The following is a 25,430-nucleotide window of genomic DNA, read 5'->3' as shown; positions in this document are numbered from 1 at the left end:
CCAGGGTGTCTTCCTACGTTCGCGACAGGCGGATATTCCAGCGGGAAGAGGACGACATGACGCGGCAACGACTGGTCCGGCAAGTGATGGCGTGCGCGGTGGCCGTGGCATTCGCCACCGTGCTCGCGTGCTGCTCCACCGGCGGCGCACCGACGACGACGGCGGCGACCAGCGGCTCGACATCGGGCTCGGGTTCGGGCTCGACCTCGGGCAAGCCGAACGTCGTCTTCGTGCTCACCGACGATCTGTCGATGAACCTGATCAGTCACATGCCGCAGGTGCAGGCTCTGCAGAAGGCCGGCACGACGATGTCGAACTACCGGGTCGTCGATTCGTTGTGCTGCCCGTCGCGGTCGGCGATCTTCACCGGCGAATACCCGCACAACGACGGGGTGTTCACCAACTCCGGGAGCGACGGCGGGTACGACGCGTACAACAAGAACGGTGACGCGCAGAAGAGCTATGCGCTGTCGATGCAGAAAGCGGGGTACGCGACCGGGTTCATGGGCAAGTACCTGAACGGCTACCAGCCCACTGATCCGAAGCCCGCGGGATGGGACGAGTGGGACGTCGCCGGAAACGGATACCCCGAGTTCAATTACACGCTGAACGAGAACGGCAAGCAGGTGAAGTACGGGCACTCGGCCAACGACTACATGGTGGATGTGCTGTCGGGAAAGGCTGATTCGTTCGTCAGCACCTCGGCGAGCAGCGGGAAGCCGTTCATGCTCCAGGTCGCGACCTTCGCCCCGCATGCGCCGTACACCCCAGCACCGCGGTACGCCTCCGCCGCCCAGGGCATGTCGTACCCGAAGACTCCGGCGTACGACGCACTGCCGAGCAATCCACCGTCCTGGCTCAAGGGCCGTCCGACCCTGAAGGCGGGGCAGGAGAAGAAGCTTCTCAACGGCTACCGCAAACGTGTCGAGGCCGACCTCGCCGTGAACGACCTGATCGGCAACCTCCGGAAGACGCTGCAGGCCAAGGGCATCGCCAACAACACGTACATCGTCTTCAGCTCCGACAACGGCTACCACATGGGCGAATACCGTTTAACCGCAGGCAAACAGACGGCGTTCGACACCGACATCCACGTGCCGATGATCGTGTCGGGTCCGGGGGTGCCGGCCGACCGCACCGTCACCCAGCCGATGTCCAACGTCGACCTCGCCCCGACGTTCGAGTCGTTGGGCGGCGCGACCGTCCCGTCCACGGTGGACGGGGTCAGCATGGTCGACGCGTGGCACGGCAAGCCCCCGGCCAACGCGCCACAGGCGGTGCTCATCGAGCATCACGGGCCGGACAACACCCCCGGCGATCCCGACCGGCAGGGAAAGAAGGCGGCCGACCCACCGTCGTACGAGGCGGTGCGGACACCGGACGCGCTCTATGTGCGGTACGCGAGCGGCGAGGAGGAGTTCTACGACACCACGAAGGATCCGTACGAGCTGCACAACCTGGGCTCGAAGGCGGTCCCCGCCAGCCTGCGAACGGCTCTGAGCGCGCTGGAGAAATGCAAGGGCGCCGCCGCCTGCCAGGCTGCCGCCAGGGTCTGAGCGCCGGCCGTCGCTCGTGCTGCCCGGTCGCGAGGGGCTGTCGGTGGTGGGTGGTTGTATGGGTACATTAGTTCGACACGGGGTCTCGTCGCTGTCAGTGACAGCGCGGACAGCCCTGTGCGTGATCGTGATTCGCGTACGGATCCGTTGACCCAGGTCGGGGTGATCTGTGGTCGGTTGAACGCCGCGCACGCCGACCTGATCGACCTGGTGACCCGCCTGGTACGGGAGGGTTCGTGGGCGATCAGCGGGATCCGGTCCCCCGAACACTGGCTGACCTGCTTCGCCGGCGTCTCCCCCGCCACGGCCCGGGACCTGGTCCGCATTGCCACCCGCTCTGGTGAGTTGCCGGCGCTGTCCCGGGAGGTGCACTCCGGGCGGCTCTCGTTGGGGCAGGCCGCGGTCGTCGCCGCGCACACCCCGACCGGGTACGACGAGTCAGTGGTGCAGTTGGCGGTGCACGCGACCGTCCCGCAGTTGCGCCGCGCCTTGGTCAAATACGACTTCACCCAGCAGCCCGACACCCCCGACACTCCACCGGAGCCGCCGGACGCGTTCTGTGTCGCCGCGCAACCCGCGGAACTGGCGATGTGGTTCGAACGCGACCGGTTCCACCTGACCTACACCGCACCCGCCGACATCGGCGCCCTGGTCCACCAAGCCCTCACCGAAGCCACAGACGCCCTCTTCCTCGCCACCACCACCGGTGCCAGCAGCAAGGACGAGGGGCGGCGGGTGCGGATGGCCGACGCCATGGAACAACTCGCCACCCGCTCCCTGCAGATCGGCACCACCGACATCGCCGGACGCGGCGACAAATTCCGGATCTACCTGCACCTGGACACCACCGGACACGGCTGGCTCACCAAACGCGGCGCCCTACCACCGCACCTGCTGCGCAAATGGACCTGCGACGGCACGCTCCAGCCCGTCTGGGAAACCGACGGGTCCCCAGTGAACGTGGGACGTGCCCAACGCATCGTGCCCCACCGCACCCGCCGCCTGATCGAAGACCGCGACCGCGGCTGCGCCTACCCCGGCTGCCTGACCATCCACCACCTGGAATGCCACCACGTGACACATTGGGCCGACGGCGGACCCACGGATATGACCAACCTGATCAGCCTGTGCCCCCACCACCACGACCGCCACCACACCGGCGACTTCACCATCCACCCCGATGCGGGCGCACCCGGACGATTCCGATTCGCCACCCGCCACGGCCACCCCATCGAACCCCTCGCCGCACCTCCCCCACCCAGCATCACACCCCCCGATCAACCGGAACCACCGCGCTACACCGGGCCCACCAACGAGATCCTCCACCTGGACCAAGTCCGCTTCCACCGCCGCATCCGGAGGGCGGAAGGATCGAGGACCGGCGAAGACGGCGAACCGCCCGCATGATGCGAACCCCGCGCATCTGTCGAAGTGGTCCCACCCGCCGGGCTCCCCAGCCGCGGGTTTGAACGAGACAAGAGTGAGACGTCGCTGAGCGCGCAGATCGTCCTGGCACTCGCTCATGCGGCCACGGCTCTTGGCGGTTTGGACAAGACGCTGACGCGGGCGTGCTGGGCGAGCATCCTGGCGACTCCTGATGCGGCTGGATCTGCGGCTCTGACAAGCGCTGACACGAATGAAGCGACTCATCACAACGGAGGGCTCACCATGACCGACAACCTGTCGCCCGCGTTGGCCGGGACCGAGCACCACACGGCTGCCGTCGCCGGAACCGAGATTCACTACGTCACCGCCGGCACCAACGGCGAGCCGATTCTGCTCGTGCACGGCTTCCCGGAAACGTGGTGGGCGTTCCACAAGCTGCTGCCCTTGCTGGCGACCGATCACCGCGTCATCGCTGTCGACCTACCGGGGGTCGGCGACTCCGCGGCCGACGACTCCGACTTCGGAAGCGCGCTGGCGGCAAAGGCTCTGCACGAGCTGATCGCTCAACTCGGCTGGGGCCCGGTGCATCTCACCGGCCAGGACATCGCCGGAAACACCGTCTTCCGTCTCGCGGCCACCTACCCCGACGATGTCCTCAGTCTGACCGCCATCGAGACGGGACTCAGCGGCTTCGGGTGGGAACGCTTCGCCGACGTCGCCCACGGCGGCGCCTGGCACGTCGGGGCTCTGGCCACCCCCGGCATCGCCGAATTCGTCTTCACCGGCCGATTCCGTGACTATGCCGCCCGGCTCTGGTATCCGCACCTCACGCTGGTGCCCGGCGCCGTCACCGACTCCGACCTCGACGAATTCGCCCGCACGTACGAGCGGCCCAATGCCTGGCGCGGCACCCACGGGCTCTACGCCTCGGCGCTCGCCGAGGGCGAGGACATCAAGGCCCTGGCCGAGAGCCACTCTCTCCGAGTCCCGGTGCTGGCAGTAGGCGCCATGAGCCACCCGTCCACCGCCGAGACGATGCAGCGAGCCGTGTCGACCGACGTCACCGTCGTCCACCTCGAATCAGTCGGTCACCACCCGGCTCTGGAAGCGCCTGAAGCACTGGCCAACGCCCTCGAAGCATTCATCGCGGATATCCGATCCTCGAGTTCGACGCCAGACGCGATGTGAGCGCACGGCCGGTCGCCCGGCCGCACGAGCCGTTCACATCACGCCGGCGGCGCAGGCCCGAGGTGCACCGTCGTGAAGGACGCGCTCAGTCGAACGCCGTCACGCCAGTCGCCGTCGGCACCAGCATCATCCCCGGCAGGGCGCTCGGCGATTCGAAGACCGGGACGTCGGAGCCGACTGCGGCCGATCCGACCTTCGTCCCCGTCGCGGGGTCGTAGCCGGTCACGGTGTCGTTGCCGGAGTCCAGTGCCCAGACCGTCCCCGCTAGCACGACCGGCGAGCCGTCCGCCCCGGACAGCATCCGACCCCGCACGCGATGGGCGACGTCGACGACCTGGACACCACCGCCGCGACACGGCACGAACAGCTTCTGGGTGTGCGCGTCGTACGCCGGGCCACCGTCAGGATCGCTGCCGCACAGGTGTGGAATCTGAGCGACCTGCGCGAGGTCACTCGCGCGCAGCAGGAAACCGATGTCGGTCTTTCCGACCGCGAACACCAAACCCCCTGGAAGGAGCACCGGGTTAGCCGTCGACAGGTCCTCGTCACCGCCCGCCACGCGGTCCTTGTACGACGCGAGGGGCTTGAGCGCGGCGTCCAACTCGATGACGCTCTCGGTGTACTTCTTCGGGTCCGGGCCGCCCTGCGGCGGATCCGGGTTGGCATTTCCGGAAGTCACGAAGATGTTCCCGGTCGCATCGATCGCCGGGGCACCGCCGGACTGCCAGATCGCCCCGCCCTCCCCGTCGGCCGCGACCTCGAAAGATTTCTGGTCAGTCGGCTTTCGCGCATCGACGGACACCACCCACCCGTGGTAGTTGCCGCAGTCTCCGGAGTTGCCGCCGTACGAGACGATGACGCGACCGCCGCTGAACGCCAGCGCGGCGCGCTGCAGCAGGTGGATCGCCTGCTGGCCACCGGTGAGCGGCGGGTCGACGCGCACGTCGACACGGATCGCACCGCTGGTGGCGTCGAGTCCGACGAGTTGGTGGTGAACCGTGTTGCCGTCGTCGATCTCGGCGACGACGTACAGCGTGCCGGTCGCGGGGTCGACCACCGGCGTGCTCGTGATGCCGAGCGGGTCGACGTTGCCGCATCCCGAGCGCTCCGTGACGTTGGTGAGCGGTCGCCCGACGGTCCGCGACCACAGCACCGCGCCCGTCGACGGATTCAGCGCGACGACCCTGTTCTTCTCGGTGGCCGCGAGCACGCGCCCGTCGTAGACCAGGGCTTGTCCTCGGACGGCGCCGCCGAGATCCGCGGACCAGGTCTTGTGCGGAGCCCGCCGCGGGACACCGTAGGCGACCGCGCCCTGCCGTGACCCGGTCGCGTGATAACTCAACCAACTCGTCCGCGTCGCGGACGTCGTCCCTGAGCCCGTCGCTGAGCCCGTCGCCGTGGTCGGCCGCGTGGTCGAGGCGCTCGCCGGCGCCGTCGTGCCGTTCGCGGGCGACGACTGCGAACTGCACGCGGCAATCGCCGTTGCGGCGATCACCGCCAGACACAGGGCGCCGGACCGGGATCTCACCGCGTTGTCGCTGAGTCGCTTCACCCACTTATTGACTCACGGCGGAGGTCGAATCGCGGCTAGCTCGCATCAGGCGCCGGCGGCCACGACCTTCAATTCGCTCAGACAGTGTTGGATCACCTGAGCGAAGTCGGTGCCGACGGGGGCATCCTGCCAGCGCTCGAACGCGATCTTGAAGACCGCGACCCCGGCCTCGGCCGCGAGACTCGCGGCAGGATCGGCGACTCCCCGTTCACGCAGGGTCGCGGCCATGGCCGACCCGAGCGACGCGAGTTTGATCAGTTCGCGCTCGCGCAACTCCGCGGTCGAGGAGATGATGCGCTGGCGCCGCCGCCCGAAATCGCTGCGCTCTTGAAAGAACGGCGCGACCGCGGCCAGAGCGGTGGCGACGGCGTCCAGTGGCGAGGCGGACGTCGCAGTTGCCGACAGCGTGCTGACCAGCAACTGCTGGAGTTCGGCCGCGCCCGCGAAGAGCACTTCGCGCTTGTCGGCGAAGTGGCGGAAGAACGTGCGCTCGGTCAGCCCCGCGCGCGCCGCGATCTCGGCGACGGTCGTCTGCTCGAAACCGTGCTCGAGATAGAGGTCCATCGCAGCCTGTTCGAGCCGCCCGCGTGCATCCGGCTCCCATCGGCCCATCCGCAGATCATAAGTGATGACAGTCTCTGACATCTCTTGCTAGCCTCGATGACAGCGACTGACATCAATCGTGGGCGCACCCGTCCACGGGCTCGACCAGGAGGTTCTCTCATGCGCGTCTTCGTCACCGGTGCGTCCGGATGGATCGGCTCCGCCCTCGTCACCGACCTGCGCGACGCGGGTCACGACGTCGTCGGGTTGGCCAGGTCGGAGGCGTCCGCTGCCGCCGTCACTGCCGCCGGCGCGCAGGTACGCCGCGGCAGCCTCGACGACCTGGACGTTCTGCGCGCGGCGGCCGCCGAGTCCGACGGCGTCGTCCACACCGCGTTCAAGCACGACATCGCCTTCTCCGGCGACTTCCAGGGCGCAGCCGACGCCGACCAGCGCGCCGTCCAGACACTCGGCGACGCGCTGAAGGGCTCGGACCGCCCGCTTGTCATTGCGTCCGGCCTACTCGGGCTCCGGCCGGGAACCGTTGCGACGGAGGACTTCTCACCGGATGAGAGCACGTCGCCGCGGTTGGCCACCGAACGCTGGACCCTGGGCCTTGCATCGGAGGGGGTGCGCAGCTCCGCAGTGCGCCTCTCGCCCACCGTGCACGGTGACGGCGACCACGGATTCGTAGCGACCCTCGTGCAGATCGCGCGTGACCGGGGCTTCTCCGCCTACCCCGGTGAGGGCGCCAACCGATGGCCCGCCGTTCACCGATTCGACGCCGCACGGCTCTTCCGACTCGCGCTCGAGAACGCACCCGCGGGTTCGGCGCTGCACGGCGTGAGCGAGGAGGGCGTGACCACCCGCGCGATCGCCGAGGCCATCGGTCGTGGCTTGGGCCTGCCGGTCAGGTCCATCTCCGCCGAGGAGGCCGCCGGGCACTTCGGCTGGATCGGTGCCCTCTTCGGGATGGATTCACCCGCCTCGTCGGGGATCACCCGCGATCTGCTCGACTGGGAACCCACCCACCAGGGCCTGATCGCCGACCTGGACGAGGGGCACTACTACGTCAGCGCCTGATGCGGCGCAGGTCCTCTTGGCGGCGGACCGCAATGTACTTCTCGTCGATCTCCTCGATCGAGAACTTGCCGATCGGGATCTCGGACAGGATCAGCTCCTCGTCCAGCCCGAACGCCGTCACGCTGGTGCGTACCGACCGCACCTCCGTGCCGTCCCGGAGCACCACGTAGGTGTTGGTGATCTCCACCCGCCCGTCGCCGACGGGGTGCGCCTCGAAGAACCGTTGGTACTCGTGGTGGCCCATCGTGGCCGACTTCACCAGGTGCCGCTCGACCGGCTTGTCCGGCACCCCGCCGTAGGAGCGGCTCATCAGGATCGGCGCGCCGGGTGCCAGCACGTCGGCCATCCGGGTCCAGAACGCGTCGCGCGCCCGTCCGCCGAGGAAGTAGATGACGTTGAAGAGGAGCGCCCCGCCACAGTTCGGGGGCAGCCAGACGTCGAGGATCGACTCGGCGAGCACAGTGGTGCGCGAACGCATCTCGTCTCGCTCGGCCACCCGCAACATCAACAGCGATCGGGTCAGGGGGTCCGGCTCGACGGCCAGGATCTCCGCCCCCGGGAAGCGGTCGGCCAACGCGATCGTGGTGAGGCCGCTGCCGCAGCCGATGTCGATCAGCGGGCGGTCTCCGAGGAGGGCGGCCTGCTCCCATGGGATCCCGAAGAGGTAGTCCGCCTCCTCGTCGATCGGGAGTCGCAGGGTGTCACCGAACTCCGCCCAGGCAGCGTTGTCGTCGTCGGCCATCCGGTCAGAAGCCCAGCTTCGACAGTTGGTTGGGGTCGCGCTGCCAGTCCTTGGCGATCTTCACGTGCAGGTCGAGATAGACCCGCTGACCGAGCACGCGCTCGATCTCGACGCGCGCGTTCGTGCCGACCTCACGCAACCGGGCACCGGCCCGTCCGATGATGATGGCTTTCTGGCTGTCCCGCTCGACATACACGTTGACGCGGATGTCCAGCAGTTCCTTGCCGGGCGCGCGTCCCTCGCGAGGCACCATCTCCTCGACCACGACCGCCAGGCTGTGCGGCATCTCGTCGCGCACGCCCTCGAGGGCGGCTTCGCGCACCAGCTCGGCGACCATCACCAGTTGCGGCTCGTCGGTGATCACGTCGTCGGGGTAGAGCTGCGGGGACTCCGGCAGGTGCTTCATGAGCACCTCGCGCACCACGTCGACCTGTTCGCCCTTCGTCGCCGAGCAGGGCACGATGTCGTCCCACTCCCCCAGAGCGTCGATCTCCATCAGGTGCTGCGCCACCCTGTCGCGGGCCACGGTGTCGATCTTGGTCGCGATGGCGACCATCGGGCGGTTGCGCCCACGCCGGATCTCTGCCAGCTCCCGGGCGATGAACTGGTCGCCGGGGCCGATCCGTTCGTCCGCCGGCAGGCAGAACCCGATCACGTCGACGTCGTGCAGCGTCTCGCGCACCACGTCGTTCAGGCGTTTGCCGAGCAACGTGCGCGGCTTGTGCAGCCCGGGGGTGTCGACCAGGATCAACTGTGCCGACTCGGTGTTCGCGATCCCCCGGATCGGGTGCCGCGTGGTCTGCGGCTTGCTCGAGGTGATCGCCACCTTGCTGCCGACCAGTGCGTTGGTGAGGGTGGATTTGCCCGCGTTCGGCCGCCCCACCAGGGCAGCGAATCCTGCCCGGTATGCCGTCACGATGCTCTCTCTTCCACTCGGTGCGCCCCGCCCTCGGCCGATTGTGCCGCACCGGCATCGTGACGCCGGGACTCGGCCAGACGCTCCACCACCAGGGTCGCCAACTGATGACGGCGACCCGCCATCCGTTCGGCGGTCATCCGCAGGTCGCCGAGGTCGGCTGTAGCACCGGGGATCGGCACCCGCCCGACCAGTTTGGTGAGCAGACCGCCGACCGTGTCGACGTCCTCCTCCTCGATGGTGACCTCGAAGTGCTCGGCGAAGTCGTCGACCGACATCCGCGCCGGCACGCGGACCCGACCGTCCTCCAACGTCTCCAGTCCCGGTGTCGCGCGGTCGTACTCGTCGTCGATCTCGCCGACGACCTCCTCCACGATGTCCTCGAGCGTGACCAGCCCGGCGGTGCCGCCGTACTCGTCGATGACGATCGCGAAGTGCCGTCGGGCCACCTGCATCTCGCGCAGCAGGTCGTCGACCGGCTTGCTGTCCGGGACGAAAGCCACCTGACGCATCACCGACTCGCACGGCGCCTGCCCGTCGACCCGTCCGTCGACCAGGCGTCCCGCGACGTCCTTGAAGTAGAGGACGCCCTCGATCTCGTCGGGGCTCCCGTCGACCACCGGGATCCGCGAGAATCCGGACCGCTGGAAGAGGGACATCGCCTGCCGCATGGTCTTGGTCCGGTCGATGGTGATCATGTCCGTACGCGGCACCATGAGTTCGCGCGCCAGCGTGTCGCCCAGCTCGAAGACCGAGTGGATCATCTTGCGTTCGTCGGCTTCGATCAACTCCGAATCCGTCGCCAGATCGACGTATTCGCGCAGCTCGGCCTCGGAGTCGAACGGCCCGTCGCGGAAACCGCGTCCGGGCGTCACGGCGTTGCCGAGTGACACGAGCAGGTGGGCGATCGGTCCCATCACCGTGCGCAGCCACAGCACGACGGGTGCGACGAGCAGCGAGATCGCCTCACCGTGCTGACGCCCCAGGGTGCGCGGCGACACACCGACGAGCACGAACGACATCACGGCCATCAGGCCGATCGCGACGACCAACCGCGCCCACAGCGAGCTGACGACATCGCTCACCGCGATCGTCACCAGCACTGCGGCCGTCGCCTCGGCGAGGACCCGCAGCAGGGCGAGCACCATCGCGACGGCGCCGCTGTCCTTGACCAGCTCCAGCAGGGCGGGGGCGCCGCGGCGGCGCTCCTCGACGAGCGCCTCGACGTGGTGCACCCCCATCCGGCTCACGGCCGACTCGGTCGCGGCGAGCAGGAATCCCGCCGACACCGAGAGCAGCGCGCAGACCAGCAGCAGCGTCACGGCGCGGTCACTCCCCCGAGGGCGGCGAGATGCTGGCCGCGGGACGATCCCGCGAGGCGAGGAAGGTCAGCAGCAGCACCCGCTGCAGCTCGAACATCTCGCGGCGTTCGTCCGGCTCCGCGTGGTCGTAGCCGAGCAGGTGGAGCAGCCCGTGCACGGTGAGGAGCAGCAGCTCCTCCTCGGTGGTGTGACCGGCCTCGGCCGCCTGCTTGGCCGCCACGGTGGGACACAGCACCAGGTCGCCGAGCACACCCTCCACCGGTTCGTCCGCTCCGCGGTTCGGCCGCAGCTCGTCCATCGGGAAGCTCATCACGTCGGTCGGCCCCGGCAGGTCCATCCACTGCACGTGCAGCACTTCCATGGCCTGTTCGTCGACGACCCGCACGCACAGGTCGGCCTGCGGGTGCACGCCCAGTTCGCCCATCACGTACGTCGCGCAGGCGTGCAACTCATCGAGGTCGATGTTGCTCTCGGTCTCGTTGAGCAGGTCGATGCTCACGGACGACCCTTGGACCCGCCGGGCGATCGCCGGATGCCGCCGGGGTGGGCGTCGTGCTCGTCGTACGCCTGCACGATCGCGCTGACCAGTCGGTGCCGGACGACGTCGTGCGCGTTCAGGTAGGAGAAGTGCACGTCGTCGACGCCGTCGAGGATGCCCTGCACCACCCGCAGGCCCGAGTTCGTGCCGCCGGGCAGGTCGACCTGGGTCACGTCGCCGGTGACGACCATCTTGGAGCCGAAGCCGAGGCGGGTGAGGAACATCTTCATCTGCTCGGCCGAGGTGTTCTGGGCCTCGTCCAGGATGATGAACGCGTCGTTGAGGGTGCGTCCGCGCATGTACGCCAGCGGTGCCACCTCGATGGTGCCGGACGCCATCAAGCGAGCCATCGAGTCGGGGTCGACCATGTCGTGCAGCGCGTCGTAGAGCGGGCGCAGATAGGGGTCGATCTTGTCCGTCAGAGTGCCCGGCAGGAAGCCGAGCCGCTCGCCGGCCTCCACTGCGGGCCGGGTCAGGATGATCCGGCTGACCTCCTTGGCCTGCAGTGCCGCGACCGCCTTGGCCATCGCCAGGTAGGTCTTGCCGGTGCCCGCCGGGCCGATCCCGAACACGATGGTGTTGGTGTCGATCGCGTCGACGTACTGCTTCTGCCCGAGGGTCTTGGGCCGGATCGTGCGGCCGCGGTTGCTCACGATGTTCATCGTCAGGACATCGGCCGGCCGCTCGTTCGCGTTGGAGCGCAGCATGCCGATCGAGCGCTCGACGGAGTCCCGGTTGAGCGGTTGCCCGGAGTCGATGATGACCAGCAGCTCGTCGATCAGCTCCTCGACCAAGGCCATGTCGGCCGGCAATCCCTCGAGGTGGAACTCGTTGCCGCGCACGTGGATCAGCAGCTTCGGGAAGGACCGCTCGATGGTGCGCAGCAACTCGTCCCGCGGGCCGAGGAGGGTGACCATGGCCACGTCGGGCGGGATCTGCACGGTGTGGCCGGCTGTCACGGCTTCGGCGGGGCGGTCCTGTTCTGTCATCGTATGGCCATTCTACGGGCGTGATCCGGCCCGGATCGACCCGAATCGGTCACCAGCGCAACCGCGCGGACAGCACGGCGAGGGCGGCCGGACCCGCCGTCGAGCTGCGCAGCACGGACGGCCCGAGGCGTACGACGTCCGCGCCGGCAGCGACGAGATCGGCGCGCTCCTGGTCGCTCACCCCGCCTTCGGGGCCCACCACCAGTGCCACCCGGGCGTCGTCGTCGAGCCCGCCGAGCTCCAGCTTGCCGACCGAGGTCGTCGCCTCCTCGTGCAACAGCACCACCCGCATCCCCGAAAGGCGTGCCGCCAACTGGGCGCTGGTGGCGAGGGGCTCGACCACCGGCACGGTCGCGCGGCGGGCCTGCTTGGCAGCGGCCGACACCACGCTCTCCCACTTGCGGTGGGCGCGTACGGCGCGGTCGCCCCGCCACTGCACGACGCTGCGTTCGGCGGCCCACGGCACCACGGCGTCCACCCCCAGCTCGGTGGCCGCCTCGATGGCCTGCTCGTCCCGCCCGGCCTTGGCCAGTGCCTGCACCAGCACGAACCGCGGACCGCGGGACTCCGGGCGTTCCACGGTCTCGACGAGGACCGACAGCACGTCGTCCTCCGCCGCGTCGACCCGTCCCACGGCGATCACGCCCGAACCGTCGGACAGCTGCACCGGCTCCCCCGGCGCCATCCGACGGACCCGCACGGCGTGGCGCCCCTCGGACCCGGCCAGGGTGATGATCGCGCCCGCGCTCACCTGCGCCAGGGAGCCCGGTTCGGCGTAGAACATCGGCGCGGTCACGAGCGTCCTACTTCTGCTTGAACGCGTCGCGCAGCTTGCCGAGCAGCCCCTGACCGACCGGCTGGAAGTTGGCTACAGGCGACTCCTCGCCGCGCTCCTTGGCCAGCAGCCGCAGCAACTCCTCCTGCTGGGTGTCCAGCCGGGTCGGCGTGCGGACGTTGGCGTGCACGAGCAGATCGCCGCGGACGCCGGACCGCAACCGGGTGACCCCGAGGCCCTTCAGCGTGATGACGTCGCCCGGCTGGGTGCCCACGCGGATACCCACCTCGCGGACCCCGTCGAACGTCTCCAGAGGCAGTTCGGTGCCGAGCGCGGCCGCCGTCATCGGCAGCTCCACCGAGCAGTGCAGGTCATCCCCCTGCCGCTGGAACGTCGGGTGCCGCTCGACGCGGATCTCGACGTAGAGGTCACCCGCGGGGCCGCCGCCGGGACCGACCTCGCCCTCGCCCGTGAGCTGGATGCGGGTGCCCGTGTCGACGCCGGCCGGGACCTTGATCGTGATGGTGCGGCGGTCGCGCACCCGGCCCTCGCCGGAGCACTCGAAGCACGGGTCGGTGATGACCTCGCCGAATCCGCGGCACGCCGCGCACGGGCGGGTCGTCATGACCTGGCCCAGGAACGAGCGCTGGACCTGCTGCACCTGCCCGGCCCCGTGGCACACGTCGCAGGTGCGCTTCCCGGTGCCGGCGCGGGCGCCACTGCCCTCACAGGTGTGACACGTCGCCGCCGTGTCGAAGGTGATGTCCTCCTCGCTGCCGAACACCGCGGTCCGCAGCTCGACGTCGACCGGGATCAGCGCGTCTTGGCCGCGCTGGGCGCGTGAGCGCGGGCCGCCGCCACCGGCCGCCGTACCGCCGAAGAAGGCGTCCATGATGTCGCTGAAGGAGAAACCCTGCCCGAATCCGGCAGCACCCTGGCCGCCGTACGGGTCCTGGCCCATGTCGTACGACGACTTCTTCGTCGGGTCCGACAGCACGTCGTACGCCTGGGAGACGGCCTTGAACTCCTCGGACGCCTCGTCGCCGGGGTTGACGTCCGGGTGCAGCTTGCGGGCGAGGCGGCGGTAGGCACGCTTGATCTCTTCCGGGCTCGCGTCCCGTGAGACGCCGAGGACGGCGTAGTAGTCGTTCACGAAAATCCTTGTCAGCTGGTCGTCTTCGAGCAGTACATGGCCGGCAGCGAGCCGGCGGTCAGCGTTGGTCGAGAATCTCGGACACGTAGCGCGCGACCGCTCGTACGGCGGCCATCGTGGTCGGGTAGTCCATCCGGGTCGGGCCGAGCACGCCGAGTCCGGCGGTGGAGTTCAGTCCGTAGGTCGAACTGACCACCGATGCGCCGCGCAGTCCGTCGACGGTGTTCTCGGCGCCGATCCGGACCGCCACCGAGTCGCCGGACGCGCTGCTGGTCTGGCTCATCTGTCCGAGTAAACGCAGCAGCACCACGTGTTCTTCCAGCGCCTCGAGCACCGGACCGATCGTCATGGGGAAATCGCTGACCGATCGGGCCAGGTGCGCGGTGCCCGCGAGCGCCACCCGCTCCTCGCGCTGCTGGGCCAGGGCGTCAGCGAGCACGGCGATCACCAGACCGGCGGTCTCCTGGTGCTCCGGGGCGATGCGGTCGATGACCGCCGGCAGCAGGCCGATGCCGTCGGACCAGGTCGCCCCCGCCACGGCCTCGTTGACCCGGTCGCGCAGGGTCCGCAGCAATTGCTGGCCGGCGTCCATGACGAGGTCGACGTCCACCTGCACGATCCGCTGCTCGACCCGCCCGTTGGACAGGATGACGACGGCCATCAGGCGGTCGCCGTCGAGCGAGACGAGCTCGGTGTGCCGGATCGTCGCCGGGTTGAGCGAGGGGTACTGCATCACGGCGACCTGGTTGGTCAGCGAGGACATCAGCCGCACCGTGCGGTCCACGACGTCGTCGAGATCGACGGCCTGGGCCAGGAAGGTCTGCACCGCGGCGCGCTCGGCCCGGGACATCGGCTTGATCTCGTTGAGGCGATCGACGAACGCGCGGTATCCGGCGTCCGTCGGCACCCGGCCCGCCGAGGTGTGCGGGGCCGTGATGAGCCCCTCCTCCTCCAGGACGGCCATGTCGTTGCGGACCGTCGCGGCACTCACCCCGAGGCGGTGACGGTCGAGCAACGCCTTGGAACCGACGGGTTCGGACGTCGCGACGTAATCCTGGACGATCGCGCGCAGCACGTGCTGGCGCCGTTCCTCGCTCATGTCACCTCCCGCGACGGTGTCGGCTGGCACTCCGCTTCGTAGAGTGCCAAGTCTACGTGCTCGACGGCGCAGTGCGTGTCGTCCCTCCCGGCCCCGGCGAGGGGCCCCTACCCTCGTGCCGTGACCCCCGACCGCTACGGCACCGACGTGCTCTCCGGCGACTGGCGTGCGCCCCGGCGCGGGCGCTCGGTGCCCCTCCAGGCCGAGCGCGGCATCGTGGTCGAGGACGTCGAGACCGGGTGGTGTGGCGCGATCACCCGCGTCGAGAAGGCCGGCGGGATGTACGTCGTCCACCTGGAGGACCGGCGCGGACGCAGCAAGGCGTTCCCGCTCGGCCCCGGGTTCCTGCTCGACGGCGCGCCCGTGGAGCTGGTCCCGGTCAAGGACACCGCGGCGATCGATGCCGCCCGCAAGGCCGCTACCAGGACCGCCAGCGGCTCGCGCGCGGTGACGGGTGCCCAGGCTCGCGTCGCCGCCGGGTCGCGCATCTTCGTCGAAGGGCGCCACGATGCCGAGCTGGTAGAGAAGGTGTGGGGCGACGACCTGCGGATCGAGGGCGTCGTGGTCGAACTGCTGGAGGGCGTCGACGACCTGACGTCGGTGATCCGCGATTTCAAGCCGAACGCGCAGCGCCGGATGGGCGTGCTCGTCGACCACCTGGTGCCGGGCACGAAGGAGGCCCGCATCGTCGCGGAGGCGATGGCGTCGCCGTACGCCGGTGAGCACGTGCTCGTGGTCGGACACCCCTACATCGACGTATGGCAGTCGGTGCGGCCCGAGCGACTGGGGTGGCAGCAGTGGCCGGTGATCCCGCGTGGCCGGTCCTGGAAGCACGGGATCCTCGCCGAGCTGGGGTGGGCTCACGAGTCCCAGGCCGACGTCGCCCGCGGGTGGAAGCAGATCCTCGCCACGGTGCGCACATACGCCGACCTGCAACCGGAGTTGCTCGGCCGCGTCGAGGAACTCATCGATTTCGTCACCGTGCCGTCGCCATGAGCACCTCGGGCCGTCAGCCCGGGGCGTTCCGGGCGGAGCTGGTCGCCGTCGTCGCGTCCGTGGGAGAGGACGGTCCGGCGGTGCTCGCCTCAGGCGACCCGCTGCAACTGCCGGCCGGTGAACTGCGGGCTGATCACGACTCACTCCAGGAGGGTGTGCGGGCGTTCGCCGCCGAGCAGACCGGGCACACGTTGGGGTATGTCGAACAGCTCTACACCTTCGCCGACCTCGGGCGCGGCGACGGCACGGGGCGGGTCATCTCGATCTCCTATCTCGGGCTGACCCGCGCCGACACCACCGCGCCGGAATGGGCGGGCGCGTACACCCTCCTTCCGTGGGAGGACCGCAGGTCGGTCGGCACCGAGCAGGTGCTCATCGACGATCTGTCGCGGTGGGTGCGCGGAGTCCGGGGCGCCGCGAGGGAGGCGCGCCAGGAACGCCGCGAGCACCTCTTCGGCATCGGTTCGATGCCGTGGCGTCCCGAGCTCGCCCTGCAGCGCTACGAACTGCTGTGGGAGGCGGGCATCGTCGCCGAGTCGCCCCGAGCGTCGGCGGTCCGCCCCGAGTCCGGTGCGGTGATGCTGCACGATCATCGACGGATCGTGGCGACCGGGTTGTCCCGGCTGCGATCGGCGCTGCAGTACCGGCCCGTGGTCTTCGAGTTGATGCCGCCGACGTTCACCCTCGGGCAGTTGCAGGACGTCGTGGAGGCCATCGCCGGCCAGGACGTGCACAAACAGAACTTCCGTCGGCTGGTCGAGCAGCAGCACCAGCTGGTGGAGCCCACCGGCGATCTCAGTCACGGAACCGGGGGCCGGCCGGCGCGGCGCTACCGCTTCCGCCGCGAGGTCTTCGCGGAGCGGGCGCAGGTGGGCACGAAGCTGCCCATCCCCCGCGGGCGTTAGACCGACACGTAGCGCAGGTTGTCGAGCTCGAGTGTTATGCTCACTCTCAGCATTTACTCACTGGGAGCATTACCCCTGCATCGTGACTGCGAAAGGCACCGAGATGACCACAGCGACGTACGAGAAGGTGCGGCACGTCATCCCCGAGGTCGAGTGGGCGACGTTCGAGGACGACATCGAGGCGATCGAGCGGCTCAAGGTCGAGCACGACGCGGTGATCCTGGCGCACAACTACATGACGCCCGAGATCTTCCACGGCGTCGCGGACATCGTCGGCGACTCCCTCGCCCTGGCACGCGAAGCGCAGCACGTGCGCGCGGGCACCATCGTGCTGGCGGGTGTGCACTTCATGGCCGAGACTGCCAAGCTGCTCAACCCCGCCAAGCGGGTGCTGCTGCCGGACCTGCGCTCGGGTTGCTCGTTGGCCGAGAGCATCACCCCCGAGCAGGTTCGCGCGCTGCGCGCGGAGCACCCCGGCGTCCCGGTGGTCACCTACGTCAACACCTCAGCCGCGATCAAGGCGGAGAGCGACATCTGCTGCACCTCGGGCAACGCCGTCCGGGTCATCGAGTCGCTCGGCGTCAAGAAGGTCATCATGATCCCGGACCAGTACCTCGCGCGGAACATCGCCGCTCGCACCGGCGTCGAGGTCATCACCCACCCCGGAGCCTGCGAGGTGCACGAGCGGTTCACGCCGCTGGACATCGCCGAGATCCGCCAGGGCAACGAGGGCGTCGTCGTCCTCGCCCACCCCGAGTGCCCTCCCGAGGTCGTGCAGGCCGCGGACTACGCCGGTTCGACCGCCGACATGCAGGCGTACGTCGAACAGCACCGGCCGCCGAAGGTCGCTCTCATCACTGAGTGTTCGATGTCGGACAACGTCGCGGCGGGGCACCCGGACATCGACTTCGTGCGCCCGTGCAACCTGTGCCCGCACATGAAGCGCAACACCCTCGCGGCCATCCGCGCGTCCCTGGAGCACGGCCGGCATGAGATCACGGTCGACCCGTCGCTGGCGGAGGCGGCCACGACCTCGATCGAGCGCATGCTGGCGGTCTCCTGATGATCAACCCGACGAAGAGCACCCCGGTCGTCGTCGGCTCCGGGCTCGCCGGTCTCACCGTGGCCCGGGCGCTCGCACCGCAGCGCTGCATCCTGGTCACGCCCGACGACCTCACCGGCGGCGCGGCCAGCATGTGGGCACAGGGCGGGATTGCCGCGGCGATCGGCGACGACGACTCCCCCGAACTGCACGCCGTCGACACCCGGCGGGCAGGTGCCGACCTCGGCGACACCGACACGATCGCGCGCATGACGGCGGCCGCCCCCGACGTCGTACGCCGGCTGCACGCGCTGGGGGTGCCGTTCGACGTCTCTGCCGGACAGGCACTCGACCTTGCGCTCGAAGGTGGCCACTCGCGGCGGCGGATCGCGCACGCCGGCGACCGCAGCGGCGCCGCGATCACCCGCACGGTCGCCGAGCACGTCGCCACGCTGGACAGCGTCGAGGTCCGCACGGGCCTGAACGCCCGCCGCCTCGTCCTCGACGCCGACGGCCGGATCGCGGGCCTCGTGCTGCGGGACGCCTCCGGCACCGAGGAGGGGATCGACACGGACCGGGTGGTGCTCGCGACCGGCGGACTAGGCGGGCTCTTCGCGCACACCACCAACCCGCGGACGGCGCTCGGCGAGGGCATCGCGATGGCGGCACGGGTCGGCGCCCGCACCGACGACCTGCATTTCGTGCAGTTCCACCCGACCGCCCTCGACGTCGGCCTCGACCCGATGCCGCTGCTGACCGAGGCGTTGCGCGGCGCCGGGGCCGTGCTGCTCGCGGACGGTGTCCGGTTCGTCGACGAGCTGCAGCCCCGCGACGTCGTCGCAGCCGCGGTCTGGGAGCAGGCCCAGGCGGGCCGGCGCGTGATGCTGGACGCCCGCGACGTGCCCCAGGTGGCCGCCCGCTTCCCGGCCGTGGCCGCGCTGGTGCAATCCGCGGGCCTGGACCTCGCGCTCGATCGGTTGCCGGTCGCGCCCGCCGTGCACTACGCGATGGGTGGGGTCACCGTGGACGCCCGGTCGCGCACCAGCGTGCCCGGCCTGTGGGCCGTCGGCGAGGTGGCGCGCACCGGCCTGCACGGTGGCAACCGGCTGGCCTCCAACTCGCTGCTCGAAGCGGTCGTGAGCGGTGAGGCCGCGGCCGCCGACCTGACCGGAGACAGCTGGCGAGCAGGTGGCGACGTGCCCCAGGCCGATCGATCGGGGCTTCGCGCCGCCGCCGGCCGGCCCACCCCTCCATTGCGGGAGGTACGGGACATCCTGCAGCGCGGCTGCGGGGTGCTGCGCACCGCGCATGACCTGCGCGCGGCCGTCGACGTGCTGGACGAATGGACCCACGATGACGCGGCGTACGTCGGGTGGCTGATCGCCCGTGCGGCACTCGCCGATCCGCGCAGCATCGGCGCCCACCGACGGGTCGACACGAGGGCCGCGGGGAGCGCTGCGTGAGCACCGACCTCGCCCTCGTCGAGCTGATCCGGCGCGCACTTGAAGAGGATCTCGGAGGGGTCGGCGACATCACTACGCAGGCTACGGTCCCGCCGGACGCCGTCGGCACGGCGTACGTCGTGGCGCGCCAGGTCGGGGTGCTGTCCGGATCAGGTTGCGTCGACACGGCATTCGACCTCGTCGACCCTCGACTGGAGGTCGAATGGAGCGCCCCGGACGGCACGGACGTGCATTCCGGGCAGGTCGTGGCCACGGTGCACGGCAGTGCGCGGTCGATCCTGACCGGTGAGCGCGTCGGTCTGAATCTGCTGTCCCACCTCAGTGGCATCGCCACGCGCACGGCAGGCCTGGTGCGGTTGCTCGACGGCACCGGAGCGCGGATCGCCGACACCCGCAAGACGACACCCGGTCTGAGGGCACTTCAGAAGCAGGCGGTGCGAGATGGTGGCGGCGTCAATCACCGGTTCGGGCTCTTCGACGCGATCCTGGTCAAGGACAACCACATCGGGCTCGGCGGCGGCCTCTCACAGGTGCTGACACGGCTCGCCGAGCACACCGGCCATCTCACGCGCGTCGAGATCGAGGTCGACGATCTCGACCAGCTGCGTCAGGTCCTGGCCTTCGACGCCGACCGCCTGCGATCGGGTCACGCACCCGTGGTGCACGCCGTGCTGCTGGACAACATGGGCCCCGACCGGATCGCCGAAGGAGTCGCGCTGGTCCGGGACCATCCCGCCCCGGTGACGGTCGAGGTCTCCGGCGGGGTGACCGAGGAGTCGGTCCGTGCGTTGGCCGAGGCCGGTCCCGACGTCATCTCGGTCGGCGCCCTCACGCACAGCGTCACCGAGCTGGACTTCGGGCTCGACCTGCGCACCGCGTAGAGCGGTTGTCCGCGCTTTCGTGGCGCCACCACCACGAGGACGCTGACAACCGGGTCAGAAACCGAGCAGGCGGCGTACGACGGTGTCGGCGAGCAGGCGACCCCGCAGGGTGAGCACGACGCGCCGATCAGCCCGTCGGACCGCCGCCGCGGGCTCGACCAGCCCGTCGGAGATCAACCCCGCCACCGCCGTGCGACCCTGCGGTGCAAGAGCATCCAACGGAAGCCCGTCGACGAGGCGGACACCCAGCAACACCGTCTCGTCGTAGCGCTGCTCGTCGGTGAGCAGTTCGCGGCCCGCCCCCGGCGAGACCCCGTCGCCCAGCCGACCGGCGTACGCCGTGGGGTGCTTGACGTTCCACCAGCGCACTCCGCCGACGTGGCTGTGCGCGCCGGGACCGACGCCCCACCAGTCGTCGCCGCGCCAGTAGCTCTCGTTGTGCCGGCAGCGCGCGTCCGGGCGAGCCGCCCAGTTGCTGATCTCGTACCACCCGTACCCGGCAGCGCCGAGGACCTCGTCAGCTACCTCGTACTTGAGCGCCTCGTCGTCGTCCGCCGGCATCTGCACGACGCCGCGCCGCACCTGCGCCGCCAACTTGGTGCCCTGTTCGACCACGAGGGCGTACGCGCTCACGTGGTCCGGCGTCAGCGCGACCACGGCGTCGAGGCTGCGTCGCCAGTCCTGCAGCGACTCCCCCGGTGTCCCGTAGATCAGATCCAGGCTGACCTGCAGCCCCGCCTCGCGCGCGTACGCCACCGCCCGCTCGACGTTGGCCGGATCGTGGGTGCGGTCCAGGGTCGCCAGCACGTGCGGCACCGCGGACTGCATGCCCAGGCTGATCCTGGTGAAACCGCCCGCGGCGAGCGTGCGCGCCACCTCGGGGGTGATGGTGTCGGGGTTGGCCTCCGTCGTCACCTCGGCGTCCGGCGCGAGTCCGAAGCGTTCGCGCACTCCGTCGACCATCCGCACCAGATCGCCCGCGGCAAGCATCGTGGGGGTTCCCCCACCGACGAACACTGTTGTCACCGCAGGGATCTCACCACCGGCGCGCAGAACGCGCTCGGCGAGGTCGAGCTCGGCCAACGCCGTGTCGGCATAGGAACTCACCCCCGCTCCCTGCCCCGGTGCTCCCAGCTCGGTCAGGGTGTAGGTGTTGAAATCGCAGTAGCCGCAGCGCACCCGGCAGAACGGCACGTGCAGGTAGATGCCGAGTTGCCGGCGCGCGACGTCGGCGAGGGCCGACGCCGGCAGGGATCCGTCGGTGGGGACGGGCTCGCCGTCCGGCAGGGCACTGGGCACAGCGGGCCGCCTCAGTCGCGTCGTACGACGATGTCGCGCACCGCGCGCCCGGCCTCGAGTCCCTTGCGCTCGAACCGGGTCATCACCCGCCCGTCGAACCGGTCGCCGTACTCCGCACCCGACGCGAACCCGGGAGCCTTACCCAGCACGTCCCGCATCTGCTCGGCGTAGTCCTCCCAGTCGGTCGCGAGTCGCCACAGGCCACCGGGCCGCAGCACACGCGCGGCGTCGACCGCGAACATCGGGTCGACCAGCCGGCGCTTGTGGTGCTTGGCCTTCGGCCACGGGTCGGGGAAGAACGTCCAGAGTTGGTCCACGCTCCCCGGCGGCAGCGCCGTCGCGACCACGCCGGCGGCATCGGCGCGCAGCACCCGCAGGTTCGTCACGTCGGCCTGGGCGGCCTTGGCGAGGGTCTGGGCGATCCCAGGACGCCAGACCTCGACCGCCAGGAAGTCCCATTCCGGGTGCTGGGCGGCGGCCGCCACCACGCAGTCGCCGGAGCCCGATCCGATCTCGACGACCAGCGGCGCCGTGCGCCCGAACGCGGCCGGCAGATCGAGCACGAAGCCGGCCGCCACGCTGGTGCCCTCGATCGGCGGGGACAGCAGGTACGCCGGCCCGTGCGTCTCGAGCGCCCGATGGTGCCGCGGCGGCATCCGACCGCCGCGCCGGGTGAACGACCGATTGGTGGCCGCCACCCTGCGATCGTCGTCGGTGACCGTCTCCGGCGAACTACCTTGCGACACCTACTTCTTCGCCTTCTCCGTGGCAGAGGAATCCTGGGAGAGCGCGGCGATGAAGGCCTCCTGCGGCACCTCCACCGAGCCCACCATCTTCATCCGCTTCTTGCCCTCCTTCTGCTTCTCCAGCAGCTTGCGCTTGCGGCTGATGTCGCCGCCGTAGCACTTGGCGAGCACGTCCTTGCGGATGGCGCGGATGGTCTCGCGCGCGATGACCCGGGCGCCGATGGCGGCCTGGATCGGCACCTCGAACTGCTGGCGTGGGATGAGGTCCTTCAGCTTGCCGGCCATCATCACGCCGTACGCGTACGCCTTGTCGCGGTGCACGATCGTGCTGAACGCGTCGACCATGTCGCCCTGCAGCAACACGTCGACCTTCACGAGGTCCGCCACCTGCTCGCCGTCGGGTTCGTAGTCCAGCGAGGCGTATCCGCGCGTCTTGGACTTCAGGGCGTCGAAGAAGTCGAAGACGATCTCGGCCAGCGGCAGCGTGTAGCGCATCTCGACCCGCTCGGGTGAGAGGTAGTCCATCCCGCGCAGCGTGCCGCGACGGGTCTGACACAGCTCCATGATCGCGCCGATGAACTCGCTCGGCGCGAGGATCGTGGCGCGCACGACGGGCTCGGTGATCGAGGCGACCTTGCCCTCCGGGAACTCGCTCGGGTTGGTGACGACCTCGACGCGCCCGTCGTCCAGGGTCACGTCGTAGACCACGCTCGGCAGGGTCGAGATGAGGTCGAGGTCGAACTCCCGCTCGAGGCGCTCCCGCACTATCTCCAGGTGCAGCATGCCGAGGAAGCCGATCCGGAAACCGAAGCCGAGCGCCACCGACGTCTCCGGCTCGTAGACGAGCGCGGCGTCGTTCAGCTTCAGCCGGTCGAGCGCGTCACGCAGGATCGGGTAGTCCGACCCGTCGATGGGGTAGAGCCCGGAGAACACCATCGGCTTGGGGTCGCGGTATCCACCGAGCGCCTGCACGGAGCCGTTGCGCGAGCTGGTCACGGTGTCACCGACGCGCGACTGGCGCACGTCCTTCACCCCGGTGATGAGGTAGCCGACCTCGCCCACTCCGAGACCCTGGGCGGGCTTCGGCTCCGGTGAGATGACACCGATCTCGAGCAACTCGTGGGTCGCCTTGGTCGACATCATCGTGATGCGCTCGCGCGGTCGCAGGTTGCCGTCGACCACCCGCACGTAGGTGACGACGCCGCGGTAGGTGTCGTAGACCGAGTCGAAGATCATCGCCCGGGCCGGCCCGTCGGCGTTGCCGGTCGGCGCCGGCAGCTGGCCGACGATCTGGTTCAGCAGCGGCTCGACCCCGACACCGGTCTTGCCGGAGACCTGCAGGCAGTCCGAGGGCTCGCAGCCGATCAGCCCGGCCAGCTCTTCTGCGTACTTCTCCGGCTGTGCGGCCGGCAGGTCGATCTTGTTGAGCACCGGGATGATCGTGAGGTCGTTCTCCATGGCCAGGTAGAGGTTGGCCAGGGTCTGCGCCTCGATGCCCTGCGCCGCGTCCACCAGCAGCACCGCGCCCTCGCACGCCGCCAGCGACCGCGACACCTCGTACGTAAAGTCGACGTGGCCGGGGGTGTCGATCATGTTCAGGCAGTACGCCGTCCCGTCCACCTCCCAGGGCATCCGCACGGCCTGGCTCTTGATGGTGATCCCGCGCTCGCGCTCGATGTCCATCCGGTCCAGGTACTGCGCGCGCATCGCCCGGTCGTCGACGACACCGGTGATCTGGAGCATCCGGTCGGCCAGGGTTGACTTGCCGTGATCGATGTGGGCGATGATGCAGAAGTTGCGGATCAGGTCCGGCGGCGTCGCGGCAGGCTGCAGCGCGGTGCGGGCCATGGGTGACACGTGTGGGGTCCTCAGGGGATAGCGGAGAAGTGCGGCGGAACGTCCATTCTCCCACGGTCCGCGGACACGTCCGTCGGCACCGATCCGACCCCCGAAGGATGGATTCAGGCGGCTGCGGCTGCGGCGTTGCGCGCCGTACGCCGCCCGGCGACCGCCGACACCGCGGCGATGGCGATGCCGCCGACCGCGAGGAACGCCCCGACCCGGCTCGGCCACTCGTAGCCGAGGCCCTGCGACAGCACCAGTCCCCCGACCCAGGCGCCGAGGGCGTTGGCCAGGTTGAGCGTGGAGTGGTTGAGCGCCGCGGCGAGCGCCTGACCGTCATGCGCGACGTCCATCAGCCGGGTCTGCAGCATCGGCACCAGCAGCGTCCCGACGAACCCGAGCAGGAAGACCGCAGCCACCGCGCCCGCCACCGTGTGCACCATCGGTCCGAAGGCCAGGAGCAGCACGGTGATGAGGACGAGCGAGAGCAGGATCCCGCGCAACAGTCCGATGCGGGCGAGCCGGCCGCTGGCGAACGCGCCGGTCGTCATCCCCACGCCGTAACAGACCAGGAAGAGCGGTACGACGTTGTCGTGGACCCCCGTCAGGTGGGTCAGGGTCGGCGCGATGTAGGAGAACGTGGCGAACATCCCACCGAATCCCACCGTCCCGATCCCGAGCGCGAGCCACACCTGCGGCAGCCGGAGCGCTGCCAGCTCCGACCCGGCGGTCGCGCCCGCGTCGGCGCGCTGGCGTGGCACCCACCGCCACACGGCGAACGCAGTGAGAGCGGCGATCACCCCGACCCCGGCGTAGGGCCACTGCCAGCCGAGGTCCTGGCCGATGAGGGTGGACGCGGGCACCCCGATGATGTTCGCGACGGTCAATCCGGACAGGATCATCGCCACGGCCCAGGTGCGGCGTTCCTTGTCAACCAGCCCGGCGGCCAGCACGGAGGCGATGCCGAAGAAGGCTCCGTGCGGCACCCCGGACAGGAAACGCGCGACGAGCAGCGTGCCGAAGTTCGGCGCGAGCGCGGACGCCGTGTTGAAGACGGCGAACGCGATCATCAGAGCGATGAGCAGACCCTTGCGCGGCAGCTTCGCCGCGAGGGTCGCGATGGTCGGTGCCCCCACCACGACGCCGAGCGCGTACGCCGAGACCACGTGTCCGGCCTGCGGGATGCCGACGTGGACCCCCTGCGCGATCTGCGGGAGCAGCCCCATCGTGACGAACTCGGTGGTGCCGATCGCGAAACCGCCCAGCGCCATGGACGCGAGGGCGGCGTGCAGCGCGAAACCGTGCAGCGTCCCGGTGGCAGGCGTCGACGCAGCGCCGTCCGAGGGCGACACCGCGTCGTTCGCGGTGGAGGCGGGGAGGGTGTCGGTCACTGTCACCATGGTGCTCCTCCCGA

At 69.9% G+C, this 25,430-nt stretch carries 23 protein-coding genes; 9 read left to right on the top strand and 14 right to left on the bottom strand.

The genetic code is table 11. From position 1 onward, the window contains the following. The first annotated feature begins 56 nt into the window (after nucleotides 1-56). The 3 genes from J4030_RS06330 (at nucleotide 57) to J4030_RS06320 (ending at nucleotide 4,130) form a co-directional block, all read left to right on the top strand. The gene (locus J4030_RS06330) at nucleotides 57-1,556 is read left to right on the top strand and encodes a sulfatase (RefSeq protein WP_208048374.1); all 1,500 of its coding nucleotides are present in this window, start codon (nucleotides 57-59) and stop codon (nucleotides 1,554-1,556) included. A gap of 117 nt (nucleotides 1,557-1,673) precedes the next feature. Beyond that, nucleotides 1,674-2,963, top strand: a complete 1,290-nt coding sequence (locus tag J4030_RS06325; protein WP_208048373.1) for an HNH endonuclease signature motif containing protein — start codon at nucleotides 1,674-1,676, stop codon at nucleotides 2,961-2,963. A gap of 261 nt (nucleotides 2,964-3,224) precedes the next feature. Further along, nucleotides 3,225-4,130, top strand: coding sequence for an alpha/beta fold hydrolase (locus tag J4030_RS06320; protein ID WP_208048372.1), 906 nt, complete (start codon nucleotides 3,225-3,227; stop codon nucleotides 4,128-4,130). An 85-nt stretch (nucleotides 4,131-4,215) separates the two neighbouring features. On the opposite strand, the gene J4030_RS06315 is transcribed toward J4030_RS06320, so the two are convergent. Both J4030_RS06315 and J4030_RS06310 read right to left on the bottom strand, forming a co-directional pair. After that, nucleotides 4,216-5,472, bottom strand: a complete 1,257-nt coding sequence (locus J4030_RS06315; RefSeq protein WP_208048371.1) for a PQQ-binding-like beta-propeller repeat protein — start codon at nucleotides 5,470-5,472, stop codon at nucleotides 4,216-4,218. Between the two features lie 255 nt (nucleotides 5,473-5,727). After that, nucleotides 5,728-6,294 (bottom strand): TetR/AcrR family transcriptional regulator, encoded by a 567-nt coding sequence (locus J4030_RS06310; protein ID WP_208048370.1) that lies wholly within the window; start codon nucleotides 6,292-6,294, stop codon nucleotides 5,728-5,730. 111 nt (nucleotides 6,295-6,405) lie between these two features. On the opposite strand from J4030_RS06310, the gene J4030_RS06305 reads away from it, so the two are divergent. Then, nucleotides 6,406-7,308, top strand: a complete 903-nt coding sequence (locus tag J4030_RS06305; protein ID WP_208048369.1) for an SDR family oxidoreductase — start codon at nucleotides 6,406-6,408, stop codon at nucleotides 7,306-7,308. On the opposite strand, the gene J4030_RS06300 is transcribed toward J4030_RS06305, so the two are convergent. Genes J4030_RS06300 through hrcA form a run of 8 tightly spaced genes read right to left on the bottom strand, consistent with a single transcriptional unit; the run spans nucleotide 7,298 to nucleotide 14,842 of the window. Continuing rightward, a complete protein-coding gene (locus J4030_RS06300; protein ID WP_208048368.1) occupies nucleotides 7,298-8,050 on the bottom strand; it encodes a trans-aconitate 2-methyltransferase in 753 nt (250 codons plus the stop codon). The genes J4030_RS06305 and J4030_RS06300 overlap by 11 nt on opposite strands. A 4-nt stretch (nucleotides 8,051-8,054) precedes the next feature. After that, entirely contained in the window at nucleotides 8,055-8,966 is a 912-nt protein-coding gene (gene era, locus J4030_RS06295; RefSeq protein ID WP_208048367.1) for a GTPase Era, read from the bottom strand. After that, nucleotides 8,963-10,288, bottom strand: coding sequence for a hemolysin family protein (locus J4030_RS06290; RefSeq protein ID WP_208048366.1), 1,326 nt, complete (start codon nucleotides 10,286-10,288; stop codon nucleotides 8,963-8,965). Before J4030_RS06290 ends, era begins: the two co-directional genes overlap by 4 nt. Before the next feature lie 7 nt (nucleotides 10,289-10,295). Next, nucleotides 10,296-10,787, bottom strand: a complete 492-nt coding sequence (ybeY, locus tag J4030_RS06285; RefSeq protein WP_208048365.1) for an rRNA maturation RNase YbeY — start codon at nucleotides 10,785-10,787, stop codon at nucleotides 10,296-10,298. Next, entirely contained in the window at nucleotides 10,784-11,815 is a 1,032-nt protein-coding gene (locus J4030_RS06280; RefSeq protein ID WP_208048364.1) for a PhoH family protein, read from the bottom strand. Before J4030_RS06280 ends, ybeY begins: the two co-directional genes overlap by 4 nt. A gap of 49 nt (nucleotides 11,816-11,864) precedes the next feature. Continuing rightward, on the bottom strand, nucleotides 11,865-12,611 hold the full coding sequence (locus J4030_RS06275) for a 16S rRNA (uracil(1498)-N(3))-methyltransferase (protein ID WP_208048363.1): 747 nt from the start codon (nucleotides 12,609-12,611) through the stop codon (nucleotides 11,865-11,867). Between the two features lie 7 nt (nucleotides 12,612-12,618). After that, on the bottom strand, nucleotides 12,619-13,743 hold the full coding sequence (gene dnaJ / locus J4030_RS06270; RefSeq protein ID WP_208048362.1) for a molecular chaperone DnaJ: 1,125 nt from the start codon (nucleotides 13,741-13,743) through the stop codon (nucleotides 12,619-12,621). 58 nt (nucleotides 13,744-13,801) lie between these two features. Then, nucleotides 13,802-14,842, bottom strand: a complete 1,041-nt coding sequence (gene hrcA / locus J4030_RS06265; protein ID WP_208048361.1) for a heat-inducible transcriptional repressor HrcA — start codon at nucleotides 14,840-14,842, stop codon at nucleotides 13,802-13,804. A gap of 120 nt (nucleotides 14,843-14,962) precedes the next feature. Here hrcA and J4030_RS06260 point away from each other — a divergent pair, with 120 nt between their 5' ends. From J4030_RS06260 to nadC, 5 genes are all read left to right on the top strand, one after another. After that, complete coding sequence (locus tag J4030_RS06260; protein WP_208048360.1) at nucleotides 14,963-15,838, top strand: DUF3097 domain-containing protein; 876 nt, start codon at nucleotides 14,963-14,965, stop codon at nucleotides 15,836-15,838. Continuing rightward, nucleotides 15,835-16,743 carry a hypothetical protein gene (locus tag J4030_RS06255; protein ID WP_208048359.1) on the top strand — a complete coding sequence of 303 codons (909 nt, stop codon included), beginning with the start codon at nucleotides 15,835-15,837 and terminating at the stop codon, nucleotides 16,741-16,743. The genes J4030_RS06260 and J4030_RS06255 overlap by 4 nt, the downstream gene beginning before the upstream one ends. 82 nt (nucleotides 16,744-16,825) lie before the next feature. Next, nucleotides 16,826-17,806: a quinolinate synthase NadA gene (gene nadA / locus J4030_RS06250; RefSeq protein WP_307864591.1), complete on the top strand. Its 981-nt coding sequence runs from the start codon at nucleotides 16,826-16,828 to the stop codon at nucleotides 17,804-17,806. Next, the gene (locus J4030_RS06245; RefSeq protein WP_208048358.1) at nucleotides 17,806-19,248 is read left to right on the top strand and encodes an L-aspartate oxidase; all 1,443 of its coding nucleotides are present in this window, start codon (nucleotides 17,806-17,808) and stop codon (nucleotides 19,246-19,248) included. The genes nadA and J4030_RS06245 overlap by 1 nt, the downstream gene beginning before the upstream one ends. Then, nucleotides 19,245-20,129 carry a carboxylating nicotinate-nucleotide diphosphorylase gene (gene nadC / locus J4030_RS06240; protein ID WP_208048357.1) on the top strand — a complete coding sequence of 295 codons (885 nt, stop codon included), beginning with the start codon at nucleotides 19,245-19,247 and terminating at the stop codon, nucleotides 20,127-20,129. The genes J4030_RS06245 and nadC overlap by 4 nt, the downstream gene beginning before the upstream one ends. 54 nt (nucleotides 20,130-20,183) lie before the next feature. Here the strand turns inward: nadC and hemW are convergent, their stop codons facing one another. The 4 genes from hemW to J4030_RS06220 form a co-directional block, all read right to left on the bottom strand. Further along, nucleotides 20,184-21,428, bottom strand: coding sequence for a radical SAM family heme chaperone HemW (gene hemW, locus J4030_RS06235; RefSeq protein WP_208048356.1), 1,245 nt, complete (start codon nucleotides 21,426-21,428; stop codon nucleotides 20,184-20,186). Between the two features lie 11 nt (nucleotides 21,429-21,439). Then, the gene (gene trmB / locus J4030_RS06230; RefSeq protein ID WP_307864590.1) at nucleotides 21,440-22,126 is read right to left on the bottom strand and encodes a tRNA (guanosine(46)-N7)-methyltransferase TrmB; all 687 of its coding nucleotides are present in this window, start codon (nucleotides 22,124-22,126) and stop codon (nucleotides 21,440-21,442) included. Between the two features lie 48 nt (nucleotides 22,127-22,174). Next, nucleotides 22,175-24,022, bottom strand: coding sequence for a translation elongation factor 4 (gene lepA / locus J4030_RS06225; RefSeq protein WP_208048354.1), 1,848 nt, complete (start codon nucleotides 24,020-24,022; stop codon nucleotides 22,175-22,177). Between the two features lie 113 nt (nucleotides 24,023-24,135). Beyond that, entirely contained in the window at nucleotides 24,136-25,416 is a 1,281-nt protein-coding gene (locus tag J4030_RS06220) for an MFS transporter (protein WP_208048353.1), read from the bottom strand. Between the last annotated feature and the right edge of the window lie 14 nt (nucleotides 25,417-25,430).

The sequence above is a fragment of the Allobranchiibius sp. CTAmp26 genome (assembly GCF_017565405.1).
In the GTDB taxonomy this organism is placed as follows: domain Bacteria; phylum Actinomycetota; class Actinomycetes; order Actinomycetales; family Dermatophilaceae; genus Allobranchiibius.
The sequence above is the reverse complement of the archived record's forward strand: the minus strand, read 5'-3'. Positions and strand labels throughout refer to the sequence as shown.